Origin of the sequence: Pseudomonas sp. R5(2019) (assembly GCF_009905435.1) — a bacterium.
Taxonomy (GTDB): domain Bacteria; phylum Pseudomonadota; class Gammaproteobacteria; order Pseudomonadales; family Pseudomonadaceae; genus Aquipseudomonas.
In genome coordinates this window covers 26548-49463 of record NZ_JAAAMT010000011.1, presented here as the reverse complement: position 1 = coordinate 49463, position 22916 = coordinate 26548, and the positions used below count along the sequence as shown (strand labels likewise).

At 59.0% G+C, this 22916-nt stretch carries 25 protein-coding genes and 1 pseudogene; 10 read left to right on the top strand and 16 right to left on the bottom strand.

The genetic code is table 11. The features are described 5' to 3' along the window. Positions 1–13 precede the first annotated feature (13 nt). The 3 genes from GUY40_RS09770 to GUY40_RS09760 form a co-directional block, all read right to left on the bottom strand. A complete protein-coding gene (locus GUY40_RS09770) occupies positions 14–943 on the bottom strand; it encodes a hypothetical protein (RefSeq protein ID WP_166568743.1) in 930 nt (309 codons plus the stop codon). A gap of 163 nt (positions 944–1106) precedes the next feature. Beyond that, entirely contained in the window at positions 1107–1616 is a 510-nt protein-coding gene (locus tag GUY40_RS09765; RefSeq protein ID WP_166568742.1) for a hypothetical protein, read from the bottom strand. A 226-nt stretch (positions 1617–1842) separates the two neighbouring features. Beyond that, entirely contained in the window at positions 1843–2217 is a 375-nt protein-coding gene (locus GUY40_RS09760) for a hypothetical protein (RefSeq protein WP_166568741.1), read from the bottom strand. A gap of 367 nt (positions 2218–2584) precedes the next feature. Here GUY40_RS09760 and GUY40_RS09755 point away from each other — a divergent pair. Next, positions 2585–5601, top strand: a pseudogene (locus GUY40_RS09755) (Tn3 family transposase). Beyond that, positions 5601–5963 carry a Tn3 family transposase post-transcriptional regulator TnpC gene (tnpC, locus tag GUY40_RS09750; RefSeq protein WP_178117756.1) on the top strand — a complete coding sequence of 121 codons (363 nt, stop codon included), beginning with the start codon at positions 5601–5603 and terminating at the stop codon, positions 5961–5963. Before GUY40_RS09755 ends, tnpC begins: the two are co-directional and overlap by 1 nt. Before the next feature lie 283 nt (positions 5964–6246). On the opposite strand, the gene GUY40_RS09745 is transcribed toward tnpC, so the two are convergent. The 8 genes from GUY40_RS09745 to merT form a co-directional block, all read right to left on the bottom strand. Beyond that, complete coding sequence (locus tag GUY40_RS09745) at positions 6247–6459, bottom strand: DUF3330 domain-containing protein (RefSeq protein WP_123085811.1); 213 nt, start codon at positions 6457–6459, stop codon at positions 6247–6249. A 165-nt stretch (positions 6460–6624) separates the two neighbouring features. Next, positions 6625–6861, bottom strand: a complete 237-nt coding sequence (merE, locus tag GUY40_RS09740) for a broad-spectrum mercury transporter MerE (RefSeq protein ID WP_166568740.1) — start codon at positions 6859–6861, stop codon at positions 6625–6627. Further along, on the bottom strand, positions 6854–7216 hold the full coding sequence (gene merD, locus GUY40_RS09735) for a mercuric resistance transcriptional repressor MerD (protein WP_166568739.1): 363 nt from the start codon (positions 7214–7216) through the stop codon (positions 6854–6856). The genes merE and merD overlap by 8 nt, the downstream gene beginning before the upstream one ends. Further along, on the bottom strand, positions 7216–7632 hold the full coding sequence (locus tag GUY40_RS09730; RefSeq protein ID WP_166568718.1) for a hypothetical protein: 417 nt from the start codon (positions 7630–7632) through the stop codon (positions 7216–7218). Before GUY40_RS09730 ends, merD begins: the two co-directional genes overlap by 1 nt. Positions 7633–7652: 20 nt before the next feature. Beyond that, positions 7653–9335, bottom strand: a complete 1683-nt coding sequence (merA, locus tag GUY40_RS09725) for a mercury(II) reductase (RefSeq protein ID WP_166568717.1) — start codon at positions 9333–9335, stop codon at positions 7653–7655. Positions 9336–9347: 12 nt separating this feature from the next. Continuing rightward, positions 9348–9779, bottom strand: a complete 432-nt coding sequence (gene merC, locus GUY40_RS09720; protein WP_166568716.1) for an organomercurial transporter MerC — start codon at positions 9777–9779, stop codon at positions 9348–9350. Between the two features lie 12 nt (positions 9780–9791). Further along, positions 9792–10070: a mercury resistance system periplasmic binding protein MerP gene (gene merP / locus GUY40_RS09715; RefSeq protein ID WP_166568715.1), complete on the bottom strand. Its 279-nt coding sequence runs from the start codon at positions 10068–10070 to the stop codon at positions 9792–9794. A 13-nt stretch (positions 10071–10083) separates the two neighbouring features. Further along, entirely contained in the window at positions 10084–10434 is a 351-nt protein-coding gene (gene merT / locus GUY40_RS09710) for a mercuric ion transporter MerT (RefSeq protein ID WP_166568738.1), read from the bottom strand. A 71-nt stretch (positions 10435–10505) separates the two neighbouring features. On the opposite strand from merT, the gene merR reads away from it, so the two are divergent. Next, complete coding sequence (gene merR, locus GUY40_RS09705) at positions 10506–10925, top strand: Hg(II)-responsive transcriptional regulator (RefSeq protein ID WP_166568737.1); 420 nt, start codon at positions 10506–10508, stop codon at positions 10923–10925. 198 nt (positions 10926–11123) lie between these two features. On the opposite strand, the gene GUY40_RS09700 is transcribed toward merR, so the two are convergent. Then, positions 11124–11342: a co-regulatory protein PtrA N-terminal domain-containing protein gene (locus GUY40_RS09700; protein ID WP_166568700.1), complete on the bottom strand. Its 219-nt coding sequence runs from the start codon at positions 11340–11342 to the stop codon at positions 11124–11126. A 228-nt stretch (positions 11343–11570) separates the two neighbouring features. Between GUY40_RS09700 and GUY40_RS09695 the strand changes: the two genes are divergently transcribed. The 7 genes from GUY40_RS09695 to GUY40_RS09665 are packed head-to-tail and all read left to right on the top strand — an operon-like array spanning position 11571 to position 16902. Further along, positions 11571–11867 (top strand): hypothetical protein, encoded by a 297-nt coding sequence (locus GUY40_RS09695; protein WP_166568699.1) that lies wholly within the window; start codon positions 11571–11573, stop codon positions 11865–11867. Beyond that, a complete protein-coding gene (locus GUY40_RS09690; protein WP_256675696.1) occupies positions 11836–12027 on the top strand; it encodes a heavy-metal-associated domain-containing protein in 192 nt (63 codons plus the stop codon). The genes GUY40_RS09695 and GUY40_RS09690 overlap by 32 nt, the downstream gene beginning before the upstream one ends. A 9-nt stretch (positions 12028–12036) precedes the next feature. Then, positions 12037–13242 carry an ABC transporter permease gene (locus GUY40_RS09685; protein ID WP_166568735.1) on the top strand — a complete coding sequence of 402 codons (1206 nt, stop codon included), beginning with the start codon at positions 12037–12039 and terminating at the stop codon, positions 13240–13242. 10 nt (positions 13243–13252) lie between these two features. Then, positions 13253–14515: an ABC transporter permease gene (locus GUY40_RS09680; RefSeq protein ID WP_166568734.1), complete on the top strand. Its 1263-nt coding sequence runs from the start codon at positions 13253–13255 to the stop codon at positions 14513–14515. Further along, positions 14508–15257 (top strand): ABC transporter ATP-binding protein, encoded by a 750-nt coding sequence (locus tag GUY40_RS09675; protein ID WP_166568733.1) that lies wholly within the window; start codon positions 14508–14510, stop codon positions 15255–15257. Before GUY40_RS09680 ends, GUY40_RS09675 begins: the two co-directional genes overlap by 8 nt. Before the next feature lie 44 nt (positions 15258–15301). After that, positions 15302–15523 carry a heavy-metal-associated domain-containing protein gene (locus GUY40_RS09670; protein ID WP_166568732.1) on the top strand — a complete coding sequence of 74 codons (222 nt, stop codon included), beginning with the start codon at positions 15302–15304 and terminating at the stop codon, positions 15521–15523. Between the two features lie 23 nt (positions 15524–15546). Next, a complete protein-coding gene (locus GUY40_RS09665) occupies positions 15547–16902 on the top strand; it encodes a cation-translocating P-type ATPase (RefSeq protein ID WP_166568731.1) in 1356 nt (451 codons plus the stop codon). A gap of 345 nt (positions 16903–17247) precedes the next feature. On the opposite strand, the gene GUY40_RS09660 is transcribed toward GUY40_RS09665, so the two are convergent. From GUY40_RS09660 to GUY40_RS09645, 4 genes are all read right to left on the bottom strand, one after another. Then, positions 17248–17544, bottom strand: coding sequence for a hypothetical protein (locus tag GUY40_RS09660; RefSeq protein WP_166568730.1), 297 nt, complete (start codon positions 17542–17544; stop codon positions 17248–17250). A gap of 182 nt (positions 17545–17726) precedes the next feature. Further along, complete coding sequence (locus GUY40_RS09655) at positions 17727–20849, bottom strand: efflux RND transporter permease subunit (RefSeq protein ID WP_166568729.1); 3123 nt, start codon at positions 20847–20849, stop codon at positions 17727–17729. 11 nt (positions 20850–20860) lie between these two features. Further along, positions 20861–21202 carry a P-II family nitrogen regulator gene (locus GUY40_RS09650; protein WP_166568728.1) on the bottom strand — a complete coding sequence of 114 codons (342 nt, stop codon included), beginning with the start codon at positions 21200–21202 and terminating at the stop codon, positions 20861–20863. Between the two features lie 14 nt (positions 21203–21216). Then, complete coding sequence (locus GUY40_RS09645) at positions 21217–22875, bottom strand: efflux RND transporter periplasmic adaptor subunit (protein WP_218585440.1); 1659 nt, start codon at positions 22873–22875, stop codon at positions 21217–21219. Positions 22876–22916 lie beyond the last annotated feature (41 nt).

The window sequence follows — 22916 nt, the reverse complement described above, 5'->3', positions numbered from 1 at the left end:
GATGCTCCAAAAGCTAACTGTGTAAAATGTGCTTGGGTTGGTTTCTGTGGCGTATCCGATATTTCTCAGGGATTGCTGACGGGTGTAACTTCGAAATCACGGCATTCAGTTTCCACGCAATCTCTCCACCAACCGTTAATTCAGTTACTCCCGCCTTATCAAAGGTAAACTTTAAAACCCCGCCGTCAACATCACAGACTGCATCCTGAGTAGTTTTTGCGCGATAAAGCAATTTATACGTTGTTGTAAAGTGTGGTTGTTCATTAGCACCTTTGAATTTTGAAACTATCCAGCGCAGCTCATTTATAAGGCCAAGCTTTTGATAATTGACTCTCTCCCGCTCATCTAGGCCGAGGTCTATTACGAGCGGCTTGTAAAAAGCTTCAGGCTGAGTTGCTAAACACTTTTCTGATAGCCCAACGAAAATTCCGTGTACACGCTCAGCAAGGAAAAGTGGCCGACGGTTAAGCAAATTGGAGATCAAGTTATCGACCGATTCCTTGTCGAACTCGGGTAGATCCTCCGCTGGATTGACGCCCCTCCTGTAACCGGGCCTAAGCCAAGCGAGCAACCGAGTATTCCAGGCCTCCTGGCGCGCTTGAGGCATGGATTCGTAAACATCGGTTAGCTGGAGCGCTCGGGACCAGAAATCTGACCTCAGAGCGGTTAACGCCCCTTCAACGTCGAGCGGATGATCAGGCGAAGCGCTCAAGGGGATGCCGGTACAAATACCGTTCCCCTTGCGAAAGTACCGCAGGTCATCAGGGCTGTGTTCCGTGGCCATCGTAGAGGCCATGCCCTTGATACGCCCCCGCAGCTCCCAGTAGGAGACAACCAGCGCAGCAAGCTGGCCATGGGGTACTGTCGCGAACACGCTTCCACCACGCTCGGTTTTATATTCATCTCCGAATTCGCCCCCGGCAAACTGGCGTTGAACATCCATGTACCGCGCTCCATATGAATCAATTCGCGTCATTAGATCATTTATTAGAAAGCTGTCAAACCAGCAGAATCTGTCAATCAAAAGGTAGACAGCACAAGGCACTCAATGCTGTTGTACGACGGCGACTCTACATGTTCGCCGTCTACCAACTTCTTTAGACAGTTCAGAACCATTCCGGATGACGGACTTTGTCCTGTGTTGCGACTTGCTTCGAAACGTCAATTACAGCTTCTGCATCAACTACAGTTCTATCGGATTTGATAATGAAAGGGCGAACCCAAGGTTGCCCTGAGCCGGGGTAGATGTTCAACACCGCATGCATTCGCTCGCTGAGCGCCGCCTGGCCACGCCAGACGCGATAGCTTTGGGTTTCCCTGAGATAGTCAACAATAGATGCGAACATAGCGCCCGAGTCAGCCTGAGTAAGCGTCCCTTTGAACGATTGCCCCAACAACCAGCAGAGGGCATTCACCGATGCATCCAAAGATGGAAAACCGTGCGACTTAGAAAACTGTTCGCGCTCGATGCAAACTACTTTTAATTTATTGCACCGGAAGTCATGCACATAAATTGCGTGACTTTCAATAGGGTTAGACTGGTTGTACTCATCGAGAGCCCAGCCCGCTGCTGCCAAATGAGCAAGTGCAATCTCTTTATCAACATTAAGAGTCATATTCTGTCCTGCATTTTCGTGGAAGGCTTTGTTTTTCTTCAGAGACTAGACTCCCACAAAAAAACGCCGATTCAAGCGCGACAGTTAATCTTTTCGAATGAATCGAGAGTAATGAAATGCGACATATAAAGAGATTTAATATTTTAATGTTGTGAAGAGGATCAACACATAATCTTTCCCGCAAGAGACTAACTCAAACGACGTTTCATTATTTCCTCAATGGCGGTCAGGAGTGCTGACCGGCGAGAAGCTCTCCGCACCACTGTACTATTCGCAAGCGTTCATCTGGCGTGGCTCTGCTCATCACTGCACGCACCTCCTCCACAGCATGCTCCAATGCTTCAGCGCGAGAGTCTGCAAACTTCCCCCACTTCGGCAGCGGCGCATAGCCCTGGCCCGAGCCATTTCGGGAACAAAAACTGATGGCCCACATCCATTGGTTTTCGTGCGGCTTGAGCATTATCTCTACAAGCGCTAACTCGCCCGTGATCTTGTTGGCCCAGCGGTGGGGACGCATCAACGCAATCCGACCTTCTACGCAAGCAGCCTCCATTGGAGCATGCGGAAACATCTCTAATTGAATCTCGGGACGATATTGCATGGCTGACTCCTGGAACACCTTTCAATACCTCTGCAAAGCTATTGGCGCGGAGGCCTACAAATCCAACTCTTCAGTCGCTGTGAACGTTACCCAACCCTGACCACCGCAGAGGTGGCCATCGCCGTCAGCCATGCGGCGCGCTTTGTTGTTGGCCTCGCGCTTGGTCGTAGCGAAAATGCCGCGATACAAAATTCCATCCACCTCATTCCAAGCTGGGTACGGGTTATGCCGAGATAAGGCAAAAATTAGGACATTCGTTCTGCAAGATATTGAATTAAAAGGAAATTTATTGGCTTTTGATTGCTGATCATCCCCGCCTGACTAGCCGTCTATGCTGATGTTTTGCCTTGCTTGGGGGATGAACTTAATGGCTTCGGTGGAAAGGACAGCCTACCCGCTCTTGCCCAGCCAGTTACCAGCTAAGGAGCTGCATCGATGCTATTCTCTGTCTGATTCAGAGATCGAATGGGTCAACAACACCGCTAAGAGTCCGGCGTTATCGATTGGGCTAGCAATCCAGCTAAAGGTGTTTCAGCAGCTTCACTATTTTATTCCGTTCGAGGAGCTTCCTCAGGAGCTCATCAGTCATGTCCGACAATGCCTCCGCTACGGCGCACGAATAGCTCCGCGCTACAGCAACCCCCGCACCCTTTACCGGCACCAAGCGGCGGTACGACAGTACCTGCAGGTTACACCCTTTTACAGCAGCGACGGGCTAGCGATCACAGAGGAAATCGCACGTGACTGCGCTGTAGTGCTTGAACAGCGAGTCGATCTCATTAATGCCATGCTTGATGAGCTGATTCAGCGTGGCTATGAGCTTCCGGCTTATTCGACGCTCAACAACATCGCAGAAACCGCTTTGGCGAGTGCTCAGGAAGTTACCTTCAACCTGGTCGTGGCCCGAGCGCCAATCGAGGTGATCTACAAGCTAAAGGAGCTGCTCGACACGGATTTCGGGCGTCGGCAGAGTGACTTCAACGCACTCAAACAGGCACCCAAGAAGCCTTCCCGCAAGCACCTGGAAGTGTTGATCGACCACCTGGCGTGGTTAGAGAGCTTCGGAGATTTGGATGCCATTCTTGAGGGGGTCGTCGATGCTAAGATCCGCCACTTCGCCACCCAAGCCGCCGCGTCGGACGTTGCCGAGCTGAAGGACTGCTCGCTGCCGAAACGCTACACACTGATGCTGTCCCTGATCTATCGGATGCGGGTGCGAACTCGGGATCACCTGGCCGAGATGTTCATCCGACGGATTTCGACGATCCACAAACGCGCCAAGGAGGAGTTGGAGCAAATCCAGGCGCGGCAACGCCAGAAGCTGGAGCAACTGGTGGCCACCCTGGACGGCGTGGTGCAGATTCTGGTTCAGGAACCGGATGACCAGGAGGCTGGCAGTCTGATCCGGGAATACCTCTCTCCCGATGGCAACCTGGATCGGTTGCGCGAGACTTGCGCCGAAGTCCAGGCTACGGGCGGTAACAACTACCTGCCGCTGATCTGGAAGCACTTCAAGTCCCATCGCTCGCTGTTGTTCCGTCTCAGCCACCTTCTTCAACTGGAACCCACGACTCAGGATCGCTCACTTATCCAGGCGCTTCAGCTCATCCAGGACAGCGAAAATCTACACCGCGAGTGGATCGACGAGCATGTCGACTTGTCGTTTGCGTCGGAGCGCTGGGTTAAGGTCGTGCGTCGTCCTGCCAGTGAAGGGCCACCGACCAACCGGCGCTATCTGGAAGTCTGCGTGTTCTCTTATCTGGCCAGTGAGCTGCGCTCGGGTGATATGTGCGTGCTGGGGTCGGAATCTTTCGCCGACTACCGTAAGCAGTTCTGCCCTGGGAAGAATGTCTCCAGCGTCTACCGGCCTACTGCGAAAAGGTGGGGCTGCCTGGCACGGCAAAGGAGTTTGTTGCCTCCCTCAAGATCCAGTTGGAGGAAACCGCGCAGCATCTGGATGAAAAAATCCCTTCTTGCCGAGGTGACGTATCGATCAATGAAGCCGGCGAACCGGTGCTACGCCGAGTGGTAGCGCGGGACATCCCGCCTTCGGCCATCTCGCTACAGACGGCGCTTATGCAGCGCATGCCGGCCAGGCACGTGCTCGACATCATGGCCAACATTGAGCATTGGATTCAGTTCACTCGGCATTTCGGGCCGATGTCCGGCAACGAGCCAAAGCTCAAAGAACCGGCCGAGCGCTACCTGATGACGATCTTCGCCATGGGCTGCAACCTCGGCCCCAACCAGGCCGCACGGCATCTGGCCGGTAATGTCACGCCGCACATGCTGTCCTATACGAATCGCCGCCACCTCTCGCTTGAGAAGTTAGACAAGGCTAACCGCGAGCTGGTGGAACTCTATCTGCAACTTGACCTGCCCAAGCTCTGGGGCGACGGCAAGGCGGTGGCCGCAGACGGTACGCAGTTCGACTTCTATGACGACAATCTGCTGGCCGGCTACCACTTCCGCTATCGCAAGATGGGGGCCGTGGCGTACCGACACGTGGCCAACAACTACATCGCGGTGTTCCAGCACTTCATCCCGCCTGGTATCTGGGAGGCAATCTATGTGATCGAGGGGTTGCTCAAGGCCGACCTCAGCGTCGAACCCGATACGGTGTACTCCGATACCCAAGGGCAGTCGGCCACGGTGTTCGCCTTCACTCACCTGCTGGGCATCAACCTGATGCCACGTATCCGCAACTGGCGCGACCTGGTGATGTGCCGGCCGGATCGCGGCGTTGCGTATAAACACATCAACCGTCTGTTCACCGACACCGCCGACTGGCACCTGATCGAAACCCACTGGCAGGATCTGATGCAGGTCGCGCTGTCGATCCAGGCCGGCAAGATTTCCTCGCCTATACTGCTGCGCAAACTTGGCTCCTACAGCCGGCGCAACAAGCTCTACCATGCCGCGCAAGCGCTGGGCAGCGTGATCCGGACAATATTCCTACTCAACTGGATCGGCAGCCGCGAGTTGCGCCAGGAAGTCACCGCTAACACCAATAAGATCGAGTCCTACAACGGCTTCTCTAAGTGGCTGTCCTTTGGCGGTGACGTGATCGCCGAAAACGATCCGGACGAGCAGCAGAAGCGCCTGCGCTACAACGACATGGTGGCCTCGTCGGTGATCCTGCAGAACACCGTGGACATGATGCGCATCCTGCAGAAGCTCGCCCGTGATGGCTGGCAGTTCACTGACAATGACGTATCGTTTCTCAGTCCCTACCTGACCAGCAATGTCAAACGCTTTGGGGAGTTCAACCTGAAACTCAAACGCCCACCGGAACCCTGGATCAAGGATTCCATTTTCCAGCAGGCTGCGGGATCAATGCGTGCGAAACAGATGCCCGACAGCAACGTTGAGGTGACGAACTGATGCATATCCCGCCAGCTTCGTTCTGCGTGACACCTTATGGGGACGTCGATGCCAAGGTACTCGACTCTCTGCGTGCAAGCTACGACACCGCTCAGTTGCTCAACTTGGTCGACCGGCTGGATGCCTGCCTTGCTGAAATCGGAGGGGTCGGTAGCATTCGAGAAGACTTCCTACGCCTGCATGCCATGGCCATGACGGTACTGGAAGGTTTCCCCCTCACTGTGGCTTCCAGTGATATCGACAGTATTTGGGAACAGGCGATGGCCCTTCAAGAGGATATTTCTGCTTTATGTTCATGCTTGCAGGCGGGTTCTAAACACGTTGCTCCTTTGGCAGCGCTTGCTCCTGACTATCAGGACTAGACTATCCGTGCAGATGGGCTGCCGGCAGACTGAATACAATGGAGGTGCAGAGTAAAACTGATGACGAGTAACTCTATAGCATCGCTGTACTGTGGGGTGGACTTTGACTCAGAGTAGCCGGTTTTGACGCCCTGTAGGTACGCTGCCGTCCTCCTGGGCATCGGCCTAGATAAAACTACTGACGAAGCCTTCGGGCTTACATTAGCCACGAGCGGACTTGCATTTAATCTCAATGGGCTCACGCTTTCTGCAAAAAACCAGAGCCACTTTCCAGAGGCAAAGATTAGTCGTCGTGACGGGTACTGACCTTTGGTGTGCAGGGGTGATCAGGCTCGGATGCCGCTCTCTTATCTGCGCGCGACATAAAACGCTGATAGCACTCCAGGCCACAGAAGTGCACGACGTACTCGGTACCTTCCGGCGTCAGTGCGGCGTCAAGGGAAATTTCCTTGCAACATTCGCAGCAGCTGATAGTGGGGGTGTCGTTTGCGTTCATGATGGGGTTCCTCCATCGTCCAAGAAAACCTAGTAACCCTTCCGCACCTGTGATCGAACCTGTGCGCAGATCGACCTGCGGCTGGTAGTGCAGCAAAAATTCCCAACGCTTCCAAGCCTGCCGCAACTCGGCAGTGGTGGTCGGTCGCGCTGTGCTCCGAGCGGGTCACGGCCGCTTCCGAAAGGCCTGCAATGCCGCTCGCAGGAAGAGGATGAAGAAAACCGCCAGCACGAGCGTCGCGAAGCTCCAATGCTCGCTGACGAACGCGCCGGCCGCTGTCCCCGAAAGCAGCAATGCCAGCACTGGCAGATGGCAAGGGCAGGTGAGCGCGGCGAGCACACCCCACGTGTAGGCGCGCCAGCGGGGCATCTTGATTGATTCGGATTGGTTGGTATTACGCATGGGTGTGACCTTCGATGGCGCGATGGGTCAGCCCGGCCAACTCCGTTTTCACTGCGGCTAAAGCCGCCTGCCGTGTCGCGATTTGCCTGAGCAAGTGCTCGATACACCCGATCACATCGGTACTATTGTCCGCATCGAGCGCTCGACAGAGCCTCGCCAATTCGTCGAGCCCGATACCAGACTTGAAGGCGGCGCGCACGAAGCACAGCCGCGCGAGGGACCGCTCATCGAAAATACCGTAACCGCTTTCCGTGCGCCGCGCGGGATGCAGCAAGCCGCGCAGCACATAATCTCGGACTATATGGACACTGACGCCCGCGGCCTCGGCCAATCTGGATATGGAGTAGACATTCATCACCGACACTCCCGATCATCACCGCAAACTGGGGCACTCAGATATTTCCGTCCGGCTAGGCGCTCGGGTAGCCAGATGAGCAACGGTACGGTAGCCAGAGCCAGTAGCAGCCACAGCCTGGAGAGATGCTCGCCGTTTTGGTCAAACGCATAAGCCAGTAGCGCACTCAGCGCGAGCATCAGGAAGTAAGGCCCTGTGATGTAGCAGTGCAGGCGGCGACAGCGCGCGGCGTTGACCAGGCAGGCGCCGCCCATCACGACCAGCGCGGTGCTTGCTGCCAGGAACAACGCAGGGCGTCGATCCGCCAGAACAATTGCTATCGTCGCCACGACGGCAGGCAGCCCCCAGAAACTGACCACCTGCCAGGTCTTGCGTAGGCTGTCGCACCTACCGAGTTCGCCTGCCGTGTTGCTCATGCTTCAACCTCGCTCTCTCATTACCCTGCGCAGCAGGACAATTGTTTGACGTCCTTGTTAAAGGTCTGTGCGGCGAGTTTCAGGCCCTCGACCATCGTCAGGTAGGGGAACAACTGGTCAGCCAGTTCCTGCACGGTCATACGGTTGCGGATGGCGAGCACCGCCGTCTGGATCAGTTCACCCGCTTCGGCAGTCACCGCCTGCACGCCGAGCAATCGGCCGGAACCCGCTTCGGCGACCAGTTTGATAAAACCCCGCGTGTCGAAGTTGGCCAACGCGCGCGGCACGTTGTCCAAGGTCAAGGTGCGGCTGTCGGTTTCGATCCCCGCGTGGTGCGCTTCGGCTTCGCTGTAGCCGACGGTGGCCACTTGCGGATCGGTAAACACCACGGCCGGCATGACGTCGAGATTGAGCGTTGCCTCGCCGCCGGTCATGTTGATTGCCGCGCGGGTGCCAGCAGCAGCCGCCACATAGACGAACTGCGGCTGGTCGGTGCAGTCGCCGGCCGCATAGATATCCGCTGCGCTGGTGCGCATGCCCTGGTCGATCTGGATGCCACCGCGCTCGTCCAGCTTCACGCCGGCGCCGTCCAGATTCATGCCCTGGGTGTTCGGCAAGCGCCCGGTGGCAATGAGCAGTTGGTCGGCACGTAACTCACCATGGTTGGTGGTCAGTACGAACTCCCCGTTGGCGTGGGACACCTGGCTGGCTTGCGTTTGCTCCAGCACTTCGATGTCCTCCATACGGAAGGCCTCCGTCACCGCCGCGCCGATGGCCGGGTCTTCGCGGAAGAACATCGCACTGCGTGCCAGGATCGTGACCTCGCTACCCAGCCGGGCGAAGGCCTGCGCCAGTTCCACCGCCACTACGGAGGCGCCGATCACGGCGAGCCGCTTAGGGATTGTGTCGCTCGCCAGCGCCTCGTCTGAGGTCCAGTACGGCGTGTCTTTCAGCCCTGGAATCGGCGGAACGGCCGCGCTTGCGCCGGTGGCAACCAGGCAACGGTCGAAGGCTACGATGCGCTCGCCACCCTCGGCCAGTTCCACGCTGAGCGTGTGGCCGTCCTGGAAACGGGCGGTGCCACGCAGCACGCTGATGGCCGGGGTGCTCTCCAGAATGCCTTCGTACTTGGCGTGGCGCAGTTCGTCGACACGACCCTGTTGCTGGGCGAGCAACCGCTCGCGCAGGACGGTCAGGCTCGTGGTGGACAGTCCGGCGTCGAACGGGCTCTCGCGGCGCAGATGGGCCACATGCGCGGCGCGAATCATGATCTTGGAGGGCACGCAGCCAACGTTGACGCAGGTGCCGCCGATGATGCCGCGCTCGATCAGGGTGACGCGCGCACCGCCTTCCACCGCCTTGAGCGCGGCCGCCATGGCGGCGCCACCACTGCCGATGACCGCTACGTGGAGCCTGTCACCTTCTTTCCCGACGTCAGTGTTACCGCTCAGCCAGCCCCGTGCCTTGTCGAGCAGGCCGGGACGGACTGGTGCCGTGGCATCTTCGAACGCCGCTCGATACCCCAGGGCCTCGACGGCGGCCTGCATTTGTTCACGACTTACGCCATCGTCGACCTTCAGTTCGGCCTTCCCGCTGGCGTAGGAAACATCCGCCCGATGCACGCCGGGGATCTTCTCCAAGGCCTCTTTCACATGCTCGACACAGGAAGCGCAGGTCATGCCGACGATTTGTAGTTTGGTCATAGTGTTATTCCTTCATTTTGACGGCGTCGGACAGGACGTCGGGGAGCAACGGCGGTGGGCGGGCGACACGAGATCCCAGATGGACACCCCAAACATGAGGGCTAGGCCGATATAGAGCAGCCAGCCGCTCCGCCAGCCGTGAGCCAGCATCAAATACACCGCTATCAGCACCAGGGCCGGGCCGATCAGGCTGAGCGCAGCCCGTCGCCACTGCCGGTGACTGAACCCGCCGAGGACATTGACGACCAGGGCCAGCCCGGCAAATAACGGCAACAGCGTGGTGATGAACAGTTCTTCCCACTGGCTCAAAAAGCCCAGACCGATCGCAGCCCCCAGGCTAGCAAGGGCGGGGAAACACGAGGCGCAGCCTATGGCGGAAACCAGCACGCCGACGGAACCGGCTTTGTCACCGATCCGCGTGAACAGATTGAAAGGATTTTCCATCGGAATGCCCGCCTATTGCTTGACGCTGGACGGGTAGCCGGCGTCCTCGGTCGCCTTGGTCAGCGCCTGGGCATTGGTCTTGACATCATCAAAGGTGACGGTGGCCTCGCGGTTCTCGAAACTCACCTCAGCCTTGGTCACGCCCTCGACCTTGGTCAACGCCGTCTTCACCGTAATCGGGCAGGCGGCGCAGGTCATGCCCGGCACCGACAGGGTGACGGTCTGTGTGGCCGCCCAGACAGGTGTGGCGACCAGGCTGGCGAGGGCTAAGGATGCGAGCAGTTTTCTCATGATGAACTCCTGATCAGTAGAACAAGGGAAGGATGTAAGGGAAGCCGAGCGCGACTAGCGCCAATGCCGCCACCAGCCAGAACAGCAGCTTGTAGATGGTGCGTACCTGGGGCACGGCGCAGACCTCACCCGGTTTGCAGACCTGAGTCGGGCGGAAAATGCGTCGCCAGGCGAAGAACAGCGCCACCAGTGCTGCGCCGATGAAGAGCGGCCGGTAAGGTTCCAGCACGGTCAGGTTGCCGATCCAGGCCCCGCTGAATCCCAGGGCGATCAGGACCAACGGCCCAAGGCAGCAAGTCGAGGCGAGAATCGCAGCAAGCCCTCCGGCGACAAGAGGGGCGCGCCCGTTTGACGGTTCAGACATGCATTTCTCCTTTCGAGCATTTGAGCGATAGTTTAAGGTTACTTCCGTAGTCAAGTACGGAGTCAAGCGCTATGGAAAACACTGTGGACAGCCTGACCATCGGCGCCTTTGCCAAGGCGGCCGGGGTCAACGTGGAAACCATCCGGTTCTACCAACGCAAGGGGCTGTTGCCCGAGCCGGACAAGCCCTATGGCAGCATTCGCCGTTACGGTGAGGCGGATGTGGCACGGGTGAAATTCGTCAAATCCGCGCAACGCCTGGGCTTTAGCCTCGATGAAGTGGCCGGGCTGTTGCGATTGGAGGATGGCGCGCACTGCGACGAAGCGCGGGTGCTCGCCGAGCAGAAGCTTGAGGATGTGCGGGGGAAACTCGTGGACCTGCAGCGAATCGAATCGGTGTTGGCGCGGCTGGTTCACGACTGTTGTGCGAGCCACGGGACTGTTTCCTGTCCGCTGATCGTTTCGCTGCAGGGGGACAACGAACCGCGCTGACTTCGGGCGTTAACCGAGGATTTCCCGTTGCGTAAGGCGCCCCTGTTGGTCGGCTTGCGCTTAGAAAAAAGCGGCGCTCAATGAGCGCCGCTGAATGGCCACAGAAGTACTTGCCAAGTGCCACAGGTTGGTCCTGCTATTTGCCCTCGCGCCTCAGCAGGGTGGGCTCACGCTGCATCTGGTCGAGTAGCACAGGCTCTACTTTGCAGGCGGACAGGCGGGCTGCGCTTCGACACGGCCTGCCGCGGTGGCCCCCAGTTGCTTAATCTCCTTGACGGTTTCCGCCACCAGGGTCGCCTCAGCCTTCTCGCGCATAGAAGCAATCCGCTCAATCGCTCGGTCGCTCCCGCCTTCGGCCCATACGGTGGATGACAGCAGAGTCGCACTCACTATCAGCAGCAGTCTTAGGTGTTTCATAACGGCAATCTCCTCTCGGGTTTTCGACCCACGATCCGACTCTACCTCCGTAGCTAAGTACGGAATCAAGGAGAGAGGAGATGAAGGTCCTGGATTATGGCGCTGAGAGGAAATGGCAGGGCTTAAGTGCACTTTCTGTTCCGTTGCTCCCCCAAACCCTTTTCCCCGCTTGACCTTCCCTCCGTGACAACCACTACCTTGACAGTGTGTACTACCAAGGGATTCACCATGGGAACGACTTATCTTGAAAGGCTCCTGTTGAGTGCCTACAGAGAGGCGATTCGCCAGAACGATTTGATGGTGGCCGATATTGTCCTGTCCGCCATCGAAGCCTGCGCAGCGCCCGAAGCCGCGATGACTGATGCGGTGATCGAAGCCTACTGCGATCTTGCCGTTCGGGCAGCACCACCCACAGGTACATCAGACCGCGTGGTTATTGGGGCGGCAAAACCGAGGCGTCATCGTGAAAACTATCAATTGGAAAATCGAAGGCATGCAGTGTGGGGCTTGCGCCCGCACGATTGAGGCGCGGCTCGTTCGAGAGCCCGGCGTCATGCAGGTTGAAGTGGCGTATCCGGCGGGGACGGCGCGCATCTTTGTGGATGCGCAGGTCGCCGATCTCAACCAGGTGGTCGCCCTGCTAGAGCAGGCTGGGTACCGAATCGAGACGCAGCAAAGCTGCTGAGGCTGCGGTATGAGTGCTCTGGTTCGAGGTTGCCGCAATCCGTTCCGCAACCGCTTCCGTAGCGCGGTCGTGGTGCTGTTGCTCGCGCTGGTCATCGGCTTGTTCGCCGTGTTGGTGCAGGGCGCGCTGGCCACCCGCGAGAAGCTGGAAAGTCTGCAGGCCGGTGTTCGAACGGTGGTCGAGTTGCGCGAAGCGGGCGCTTTCGGCACCGGCGGCTTCGGCGGTGACAAACCGGTGGGCGCAGAAGATTTCTCCGTAGCGCGGCTCGATGAAATCCAACGTATCCCGAACGCCCGCTACATCAAGAAGGTCGAGGAGTACATCCACTCCCCGCAGATCGACCCTTCGGTGCCGAATGCGTACGCCATGGTCATCGGCCTTCGACCCGGCTCGCCGATGCGGGCGATCGGCGAGGTTGACTACGAGAACGCGCGTATCGAGGTGGGTCGTGCGTTCAGTCCGGCCGACGAAGGCGACAACGTCGCCATCGTCGGCAAGCTGTACGCCCGCGAGCGGCTTCGGATTGCCGACGGGTACATCGGCGCTGCAGGGCCAGCCCTGGCCGGCAAAACGCTGATGCTCGACGGGCAGCCGCTGCAAGTCGTGGGAATCTACTCGACCGGCAACGACTTTGGTGACAACCACGTCTTCGTGCCCCTCGAGACCTTTCGGCGCATCCTCAAGCCGGGCGGCAAACTATCCAAGATTCGCGTCACGGTCGACGCCGTCGATCACGTCGAAGCCGTCACCGCAGATCTCCAGCGCCTCAAGGGCGTGGACGCCGTCACCGCGGCTGAACAGATTGCGACCGCGCGAGCGACGCTGGGCAGCATCTCCGCAGCCACCGTCTATGGATCACTGTTGCTGTTCACGATCGGCGGTGTGCTGGTCGTTTTCATCATGGTGCTGTCCACGCGTGAGCGCATCAGCGAGATCGGGACACTCAAGGCGATCGGCGCGTCGAACGCCGAGGTCGTGAAGCAGTTCCTCGCCGAGGTCTTCACATTGACCGGCCTCGGCGCCGTCGGTGCGGTCGTGGTCTCGGCAGTCTTTTCCGCGGTCTTCCACACCACACTGGACGTCGAGTTGCAAATCGGGCCCCGCACCTTCGCCCTTATCGCGCTTGGCGGACTTGCCTTCGGCGCGCTGGGGTCCCTCTATCCCATCGTCAAAGGCATGCGTTTGAGCCCCATCCAAGCCATGAAGAGCACATGAGGAACAGTCGATGAGCATGGTTACCCTCGGCCTGCGCAATCTGATGCGTAGCAAACCGCGTCTGCTGCTGACCGCGGTACTGATCGGCGTGCCGTTCTTCCTGCTATTGACGATGCAGTCGATCGGCCAGGCGGTGCAGAAGCAGGCCGACGTACTGACTCGCGAAGTCAATACCGTCGTGCAACTGCGTGCGCGCGGTTCGATGGGGCACGTGAACATGACCGACCAAGACCGCATCCTGCCGCAGGACGTGATCGAGAAAGTGCGGGCGATCGAGCATGTCATCCAGGTGGAGCCCTACTTGCTGGCGATGGCGCCGATCACGCCGCCGAACTTCGTGATGCACGTCGGGCTGGCGCCGAACGCGGCCAAGCGGCTGGAGTCGCACGGCGAAGCGGGCAATCCGCGCATCATCGCCGGCCGCGACTTCTCGCCGGCCGATGCCGGGCAGGACGTTGGCATCATTGGCCAGGGATACGCGAAGTGGGCGGGCATCAAGGCAGAGGACATCGGCAATACGACGCTGACCGTGGATCTGACGCGCACGCACCCTGTCATCTACGCCATGGATCGGCCGAAGCGGGAGCTGCGGATCATTGGCATGTATGCCAGTGGCTACGTCTTTGGCGATCAGCAATTGTTCATGCCGATCGACACCTTCCGCTCGATCTACGGGATCGACAGCGGCATTTCGTGGCTGTTCGTGCGGGTCGACGCGGTGGACAACGTTGTGGCGGTCACGCAGCGCCTGAAGGCGGCCGTGGGCGACGTGGCGGATATTCTGGCTCCCGAGAGCGCCGCCATGTTCACATCGACCACCAGTCGCAACGTCATCCAGTTGACTTGGGTCGGCGCCCTACTGGCCATCATTCTGATGGTCGTGGTCGTCTTCTTCGTACTGCTCATGCAGGTGCAGGAACGCTCCTGCGAGATCGGCACGCTCAAGGCCATCGGTGCAAGCAACGCAGGAGTAACGCAGCAGTTCCTCGCGGAAGCGATCGGGCTCACGCTGCTCGGCGGTCTCTTCGGCCTGGTGCTCTTCAAGTTCGCGGGCGAGGCGCTTACCGGGCGACTGTTCGCGATCGGGATCGGGCCCTTCTTGCCGAACCAATACAAGCCACTCTTCGACAGCCTGACGGTGGACAGCGACATCTCGGCGGCGCTCGTCGCATCAGTAGTGCTCACGGCCGTCATCGCGGCCGTCCTGGGCAGTGCTTATGGCGTGTGGCAGGCGACCAAGCTCTCTCCTCTGGAGGCCATGAAACATGAATGAAGCAGCAGAAACATCCGCGTCGCCGGCAATCCGATTGCTCGGTGTCTCCAAGTCATACCATAAAGGCGATGAGGTCGTGCACGCACTGTTTGACGTCTCGCTCGAAATCGGCGAGTGCTGCATGGTAGCCATCGTCGGCCCGAGCGGCAGCGGCAAGTCGACGCTGCTGCACATGATAGGCGGCATGGACGAGCCGACGCAGGGCGACGTCATCGTCGCTGGGCAGACCGTCAACCGCTTGGCGGAGCAGGAGCTGACGCGCTTTCGGCGCCAGACGGTCGGCTTCGTCTTCCAGACCTTCAACCTGATCCCGAACCTGACGGCGCTCGAAAACGTGGCACTGCCGATGGAGTTCAACGGTGTGCCGAAGGCCGCGCGGCTCGACCGGGCCACGGCGCTGTTGCAGCGATTCAACCTCGGGCAACGACTCAAGCACCGGCCGGGTGAGCTGTCGGGCGGCGAGATGCAGCGTGTGGCCATCGCCCGTGCCGTTGCAAACGAACCGCGACTCGTGCTCGCCGACGAGCCGACCGGCAATCTGGACTCGCGCTCGGGACAGATCGTCTACGAGCTGCTGCGCGAAATCGCCCGCGAGCGCACCGTCGTCGTGGTCACCCACTCCGAGGAGCTGGCCCGTCTGGCCGATCACGTCATTTACATCCGGGACGGCCAGCTTCTGGACGCTGCACGGGCAGCGCTACCCGCGTCACTCGTCGTTCCGACAGGGCAGTCAACGTCGTGACCGCCGTGCCGTCTGCTCTGAGAATCGACGGGAAGGAGTGCGCGATGAAGTCGCTGACGATGAAAGTAGAGGGCATGCGCTGCGAAAGCTGCGCCGAAATGATCCGCTCGCGCATGGCCACGCAAACCGGCGTTCAAGCCGCTGACGTGTCGTTCGACGAAGGTCGGGCGCGCGTCTTGTACGACCCGCAAGCCACCGATGAGGATCGGCTTGTCGAGACCGTCCAAAAGCTCGGATTCCGCGTCGTAGACCACGTGGCATCGTGAACTGAGGGACCGAGGAGATAGCAATGAACGTTACTCCAACACTCGCTGACGATAACCGGCCCTGGAGTGAGGAGCCGGCGAGCCGGCCTGACCGAGCCCGTATTCGCGCGCGCATCGGCGGCCTGCATTGCTCGCTGTGCACCGGCACGATCGAGAAGGCGCTGGGCAGCCGGCCGGGCGTCGACAAGGTGGCAGTGAGCCTCACCCACGAGCAGGCCCTTGTCGAATACGACCCCAAGGTCGCGCGGCCCGAGGAGTTGCTCGGCATCTTGCGCGACATCGGTTACACAATTTCTGACCCGCGCAAGGTGCGGCCGTTCGAGGAGGATGAGCGCGACCTCGTCAACGAGGGCCAGCGGTTTCTGACAGCCACCGCCTTGAGTATGCTCTCGATCGCTCTGATCGCGCACCCGATGGGCATCGGCACCTGGCTGCTGCCCGGCGTCGTGTTCGCGAGCTTATCGGCCTTCGTCTTCCTCGTGTTGCGGGCCCGCGGTCTTGCCACCGCTATCATCGGCAGCCTGGCCCTGACGGCTGCTGCACTGGCCATAATCCCAATGAAGGGACAGGCCTGGTTCGAAGCGGTCGTGCCATGGATCGTCGCGGTCATGGCGCTCGCGCTCGTGTTCGGCCTCGGGCGGCACATCCTCAACATGGCGTTCCAGGCGCTGCGCCGCGGCATCCTCAACCAGCATGTGCTGCTGGAGATCGGCGCGTTTGCCGGCATCGTGGGCGGGCTGATCGGCTTTGTCCTCGATCTGCCGGGGTACCCAACGGCACCGTTCTTTGCCGTGACGGTGATGGTGACGACGTACCACATCTTCTCGGAATGGCTGTCGCTGATCGTCAAGACGCGCAGCTCACAAGCGGTGAAGCGCTTGCTGGACTTGCAGGCCGATACGGCGCTGGTCGTCCGCAACGGGCAGGAGCGAGAAGTCCCGATCGAGCAGGTTGCTTTGGACGATATGGTGCGCATCCGTCCCGGCCAGCGCGTGCCGGTGGATGGGCAAGTCGTTGGCGGGCACTCGGCGGTCGACCAATCCCTGGTCACCGGCGAGCCGATCCCGGTCGAGCGGCGCGAAGGCGACACCGTCATCGGCGGCTCAATCAACGGCACCGGCACACTGCTGGTGAAGGTGATGGCGGTCGGTGAAAGCAGTTTCCTGCAACGGGTGGTCCGCGAGGTCGAAGACGCGCGGGCGCTCAAGCCCGGACTGCTGCACCTGGTGGACCGCGTGCTGCGCGTTTACACGCCCACGGTACTGATCGTCGCTGCGCTTGCCTTCGCCGGCTGGCTGATCGGCTCTTGGTTGCTAGCCGGTCAGGTCGATGTGCAGCGTGCAGTGTTCGCGGGCTTGAGCGTGCTGGTGATGGGCTAGGGGTTGGGGGAGCAACGGAACAGGAAGTGCACTTAAGCTCAGTCGCTGCCCCGCAAACCCTTGCAACGTCTGGATAGTTTTCGAAAAACGACCGCTTTATGAAACCGTTTCCGCTATCGCGAGGAAAGGTCACCCACACCCGAAAATCAGTGCAATAAACCCGTCTCACGAATCAAAGTTCGTTAATTCGCAGTCGCTGACGAGTAAAACGAACTCTAATTCGGCTTACGTTGGTTTTCAGTTCCATTGCTCCCCCAACCCCGAAAACAACTGTTTTTCGACAGCCCTCGCCGTTGCTGGGTTTGGGACACTGCCGGAAAAATAGGGGGTTCCGGCGTACACCCTCTAGAGGTCGATACGTTGACCCGGACGGACACGACCCAGACGGAACGCCGATTCTCGAAGTATTACCGCGTGGGGGACATGATCCAGCCCGAGGTGGACTACAAGAAAAGCGGGTTGAAGCGTGGCGAACTGTACGAGATCAAGGACACCGGGCCAGGTAATCGCCTGACGCTGAAAAGTGAGGCAGGCGATCACCTGCGACACCAGCAGCATCGAACAGTGTTTCGACAACGCCATCGGCGTCGAAGAAACTCTGCCAATAGTCTCTTCTGGCATGCCGCTTTCACGTCCTTTCATGTAGATCCTGCGGGTGGTAGCGCGTACTAGCGTGGCCAGCCAATCTAACCATCAGAGAGACAGGCAACAAGCAGTACCTGCACTGGACGCGACCTAGAGACAGTATTGCCTACAAGCAAAAAACCCCGCTTTTGAGCGCTTTTGAGCGGGGCTTTTGCTTGTACACGAATAGCGTTGTGAACTTAACGCATGCGATGGGCCAAGCGGTAGAGCAATGGCAGCACCAGCAGCGTCAGCGCCGTTGATGACAGGATTCCACCAATTACCACCGTGGCCAGAGGCCGCTGAACCTCCGCCCCCGTGCCAATGGCCGTGGCCATTGGAATAAAGCCCAGAGACGCCACCAAGGCAGTCATCAGCACAGGCCGCAGACGAGTCAACGCGCCTTCGCGAATGGCCTCGTCCAACCCCATGCCGTTCTCACGCAAACTACGAATGAAGGAAATCATGACCAGGCCGTTGAGTACCGCCACACCCGACAATGCAATGAAGCCCACCCCCGCAGAGATCGAGAGCGGAATATCACGCAGCCACAAGGCCATGATCCCGCCTGTCAGTGCGAAGGGCACGCCGGTGAATACCAGCAGACCATCTTTGACATTGCCGAACATCATGAAAAGCAGCGTGAACACCAGCAGCAGCGACACCGGCACGACAATTTGCAGGCGCTTGGCAGCCGATTGAAGCTGCTCGAAGGTCCCCCCCCAGGTTGTCCAGTAACCTGTAGGGACACTTACCGCCTGGGCGATTTTGCTCTCGGCCTCGGCGACAAAAGAGCCAATATCGCGGCCACGAACGTTGGCAGTAACTACCACACGGCGCTTGCCACTTTCACGGCTGATCTGGTTCGGACCAGGGGCGGAAATCACACTCGCCACATCAGCCAAGCGCACAAACCCTGGGCTATCTAGACCGTCGCCATTGGCCAGGCGAATAGGCAGCTGCTGGATTTTGTCGACGTCATTGCGCCACTCGTCTGCCAGGCGAACCTGGATATCGAAGCGCCGGTCACCTTCAAACAGCGCTCCAGCTTCGCGCCCGCCGATGGCGGTGGAAATGGCGTCCTGAATCTCCGAGACATTCAAACCGAATCGCGCGGCTTTCTCACGGTCGATTTGTACACTGAGCATCGGCAGCCCCGTGGTCTGCTCAACCTTCACATCGGCGGCACCCGGAATACCCTCCAGCACCTCAGCGATTTGCTCGGCGGTCTCATTCATCACGTCCATGTCGTCGCCAAACACTTTCACCGCGACGTCACTGCGCACGCCGGAGATCAGTTCGTTGAAGCGCATCTGGATGGGCTGAGTGAATTCGTAGTTGCTGCCGGAAACCTGTTCGACCGCTTCCTGCATCGCCGCAACCAGATCGGCTTTGCTGCGATCAGGGTCGGGCCACTGGTCGCGCGGCTTGAGCATGACAAAGTTGTCCGCCACGTTCGGCGGCATCGGGTCAGTCGCGATTTCAGCGGTTCCCAGCTTGGCGAACACCGTATCAACCTCGGCAAAGGATTTGACCCTTTGTTCGAGTTGCACCTGCATGTCAATCGCTTGCGAGAGGCTGGTACCTGGAATGCGCAGGGCATGCAGCGCGATATCGCCTTCATCCAGACTCGGCACAAACTCGCTACCCATCCGCGAAGCAGCCAAGCCTGAAAGCACCATGATGACTGCCGCAATGGTCAACACCAGTGGCTTGCTGACCATGACCCAATCCAGCAACGGCGCGTAGCCTTGCTTGACCCAGACCATCAAGCGGTTTTCTTTCTCGCTGACGTTGCCATTGAGGAACAGCGCAACAGCCGCCGGGACGAACGTCACCGAGAGGATCATGGCCCCCAGCAGGGCAGTCACTACGGTGAACGCCATCGGGTGGAACATCTTGCCTTCCACACCCGTCAGCGCAAAGATCGGCAGGTACACCACCATGATGATCAGTTGACCGAACAGCAGCGGACGACGCGCTTCCTTCGAGGCCGCGAAAACCTCATGAAAACGCTCGTTACGGGTCAGCGTTCGGCCCGCGGCGGCCTGAGCGTGGGCCAGACGCCGCACGCAGTTCTCAACGATCACCACAGCACCATCGATGATGATGCCGAAGTCGAGCGCGCCGAGGCTCATCAGGTTCGCGCTGACCTTGTTGCTGACCATACCCGTGAAGGTGAACAACATCGATAGCGGAATCACCATCGCAGTGATGAGGGCAGCACGGATGTTGCCCAGGAACAGGAACAGGATCGCGATAACCAGTAGAGCACCTTCGATCAGGTTCTTTTTCACTGTGCTGATGGCTTTGTCGACCAATACGGTGCGGTCATAGACTGTCTTCGCCACGACCCCTTTTGGCAGGTTGCGATTGATCTCCTTCAGGCGCTGGTCGACAGCCTGCGATACATAGCGACTGTTCTCGCCAATCAACATGAACGCCGTGCCGAGCACTACCTCCTGACCGTTTTCAGTGGCGGCACCGGTACGCAGTTCTTTACCCAGGCCAACCTCGGCCACATCACCGATACGCACAGGAACGCCATCGGTGTTCTTGATGATGATATTGGCGATGTCCGCGATAGTGCCGACCTGCCCTGGAGCGCGGATCAGGTACTGCTCGCCGCTGCGTTCGATGTAACCCGCCCCAACGTTGGCGTTGTTGTTTTCCAGCGCCGCAACAATGTCCTGCAGGCTAAGGCCATGGGCGACCAGACGCTCCGGCATAGGCGAAACCTGGAACTCCTTGGCATAGCCGCCAATGGTGTTGATCTCGGTAACGCCTTTAACGGTTCGCAGTTGCGGCTTGACGATCCAGTCCTGAATCTCTCGCAGATCCATCGGCGTATAGCCGCTGCCATCCGGCTTTTTCGCGCCGTCTTCCGCCTCGATGGTCCACATGTAGATCTCGCCCAGACCAGAGGCGATGGGTCCCATGCTCGGCGACAGATCGCTGGGAAGATTGCCGCGGGCTTCCTGTATCCGCTCATTCACCAACTGGCGCGCGAAGTAGATGTCCGTACCGTCTTCAAAGATGACGGTGACCTGCGACAGCCCATAACGCGAGATGGAGCGCGTTTCCTGCAAGTTGGGGAGCCCCGCCATGACCGCCTCAATCGGGAAAGTCACACGTTGCTCGGTCTCCAGCGGCGAGTAGCCCTTGGCCTCGGTATTGATCTGCACCTGCACGTTGGTGATATCGGGAACCGCATCAATCGGCAGTTTCTGGTAGCTGTAAACACCCAACGCTGCCATGCCGAGCACAGCCAGCAAAACCAGCCAGCGCTGATCGATGGCGAAGCGAATTAATCGTTCATACATGTCAATTTCCCCTAAAGCGCAGCATCACCGCGCTCTCCAGTACGGATGCGCAATGCGTCAGTCAAAGGGGATACGGCAACGATTCCGTCACCGGGCACACCTGTGTGGGCAGCCTTCTCTATGGCCTGAACGATCTCATCGGCAACCTCGTCGGAACAGAACGCCAATAGCACGAGATGCTGGTGAGAGTCGGGGTTCCACTCGTCTGCGATGTAGCCGTGATCCTTGCCGTGGCCACGTGGATGGCCATGGGCAGGCAGAATGGTAAATCCAGGCAGATGCGGCAGTGCGTGCAACGCTTGCTCGACGGCCTCAAGCCGGATCTGGCGAAAAATAGCTGTAACTTGTTTCATGGCTCGACTCCGGATTAGTGGTCATGGCTCGCGCCGGCTTTGCCAAGCTCAGCTTTGATCAGGAAGCTGTTCTTCAGTGCGTAACGATCACCCACCTTCAGACCCGAGATAACCTCGACGAAGCGTCCGTCGGATTTGCCCAGCTCAAGAGGCCGAGCTTCCAGCTGGTTATCGAAGCGGCCGAACACCACTTGCCAATCGCGAACGGTCTGGATTGCTTCGACCGCCACAGCAACAGGCACGTCGTTTTCCTCAGTAACCACTTCGACCGTCACCGGCAAGCCGGGACGCCATACCCGATCTGGGTTAGTGAGAACGATGCGAGCCGTCGCCGAGCGGGTCTGTGCCCCAACCAGAGCGCTGACATACGAAATGGTGCCCTCAGCTTTGGTGGCGAATCCGCTGAAGCTCACGACAACTTTCTGCCCTTCGGCAATTACGCCCAGGTCCTTCGCCGCGATGGTTGAATCCACCCAGACGGTCGATAAATCGGAAACGGTAAAGACCGCAGAGTCCTCTTTGAGAACCTCACCAACCGAGATGTTTTTGCTGGTTATCACGCCATCAATAGGGGCGCGAATCTCGAACTCGGTGAGGTTCCGGCCTTTGGCCGGGGCACCGCCCAGCGAGGCAATTTGTTGCTGGACGCGCTGCACCGCGATAGCAGCCTCCTGCATGGCAACCTGCGCCTGCAGGAAATCCTGTTCGGCAGAAATCTTCTCCTCCCACAATTGTTTTTCACGCGCATAGGTCGTGCGGGCAAGCGCCGAACGCTGCTGGGCAGCAAGCAGTTCGCCACGCAGTTCGGCAAGCGCCTGGCTGGAGATCTTGGCCAGCACCTGGCCCTTGCGGACCGTATCGCCAGCACTAACCCCCACCGAATCGACCCGACCGGCAAGTTGCGGGGTCACCTGAACCGTGCGGTCGCCGTTGTAACGAACCTCACCCAGCACCTGCAGCGTGGAGGCGATTTTCGCGGGACCAACAGTAGCGAGCGTGACACCGCCCTGCTCAAGCTGTGCATCCGTCATAGTCACGCGCGCCTCAACCTGCTCGTAACCGAACGAATAGCTTTTGCCACTGTGCTTGGCGCTGATGGAAACCTGGAACGAATGCGGCTCTACAACCACGGCATCGCCACGCAGATAGTCATTCTCTTTGCTGAAGTTGATGATTTGCGCAGGCTGACCAAGCCGAGACAATGTCACTTGCACCGTGCTGTCCGCAGGATTTAGAAGCTTGCCATCCAGGTAGGTATAGAGTTGGAACTGAGGTTCTACGCCTTCCTCAAAAATCGTCACTTCAAGCGCGTAATCACCCTCAGTGAAAAGCTTGCCGCCATGCTCGCCCTTGGTGGGTTCTACGGCTTCATGGTGCTCTTTATCTGCATGCTCGTCCGCCTCTTCATGCGCCTCTGCCGAAGCATCCCCGTGGTGCTCGGGATCTGCGTGAGCCGACGCCCCGGACTGACCAGGGCTACCACTTAGAATCAGACCCGCCACGGCCAAACCGATGGCGACAACGGCCGCGATCATCAGCCACTGCTTTCTGGGAGTTGTTGATGCCATTGGTAACTCCAAATTATCAAAAGTATTGAATTTGGCCCAGCGGTGACTAAACGCGCTCAATAAACATGAAGCCGCCTGGTAAACAGGCAAGGCTTTATGCCGCATGACGCGACCGTCTAAGGCGTTATGTAGGTGTGCAGGGATGC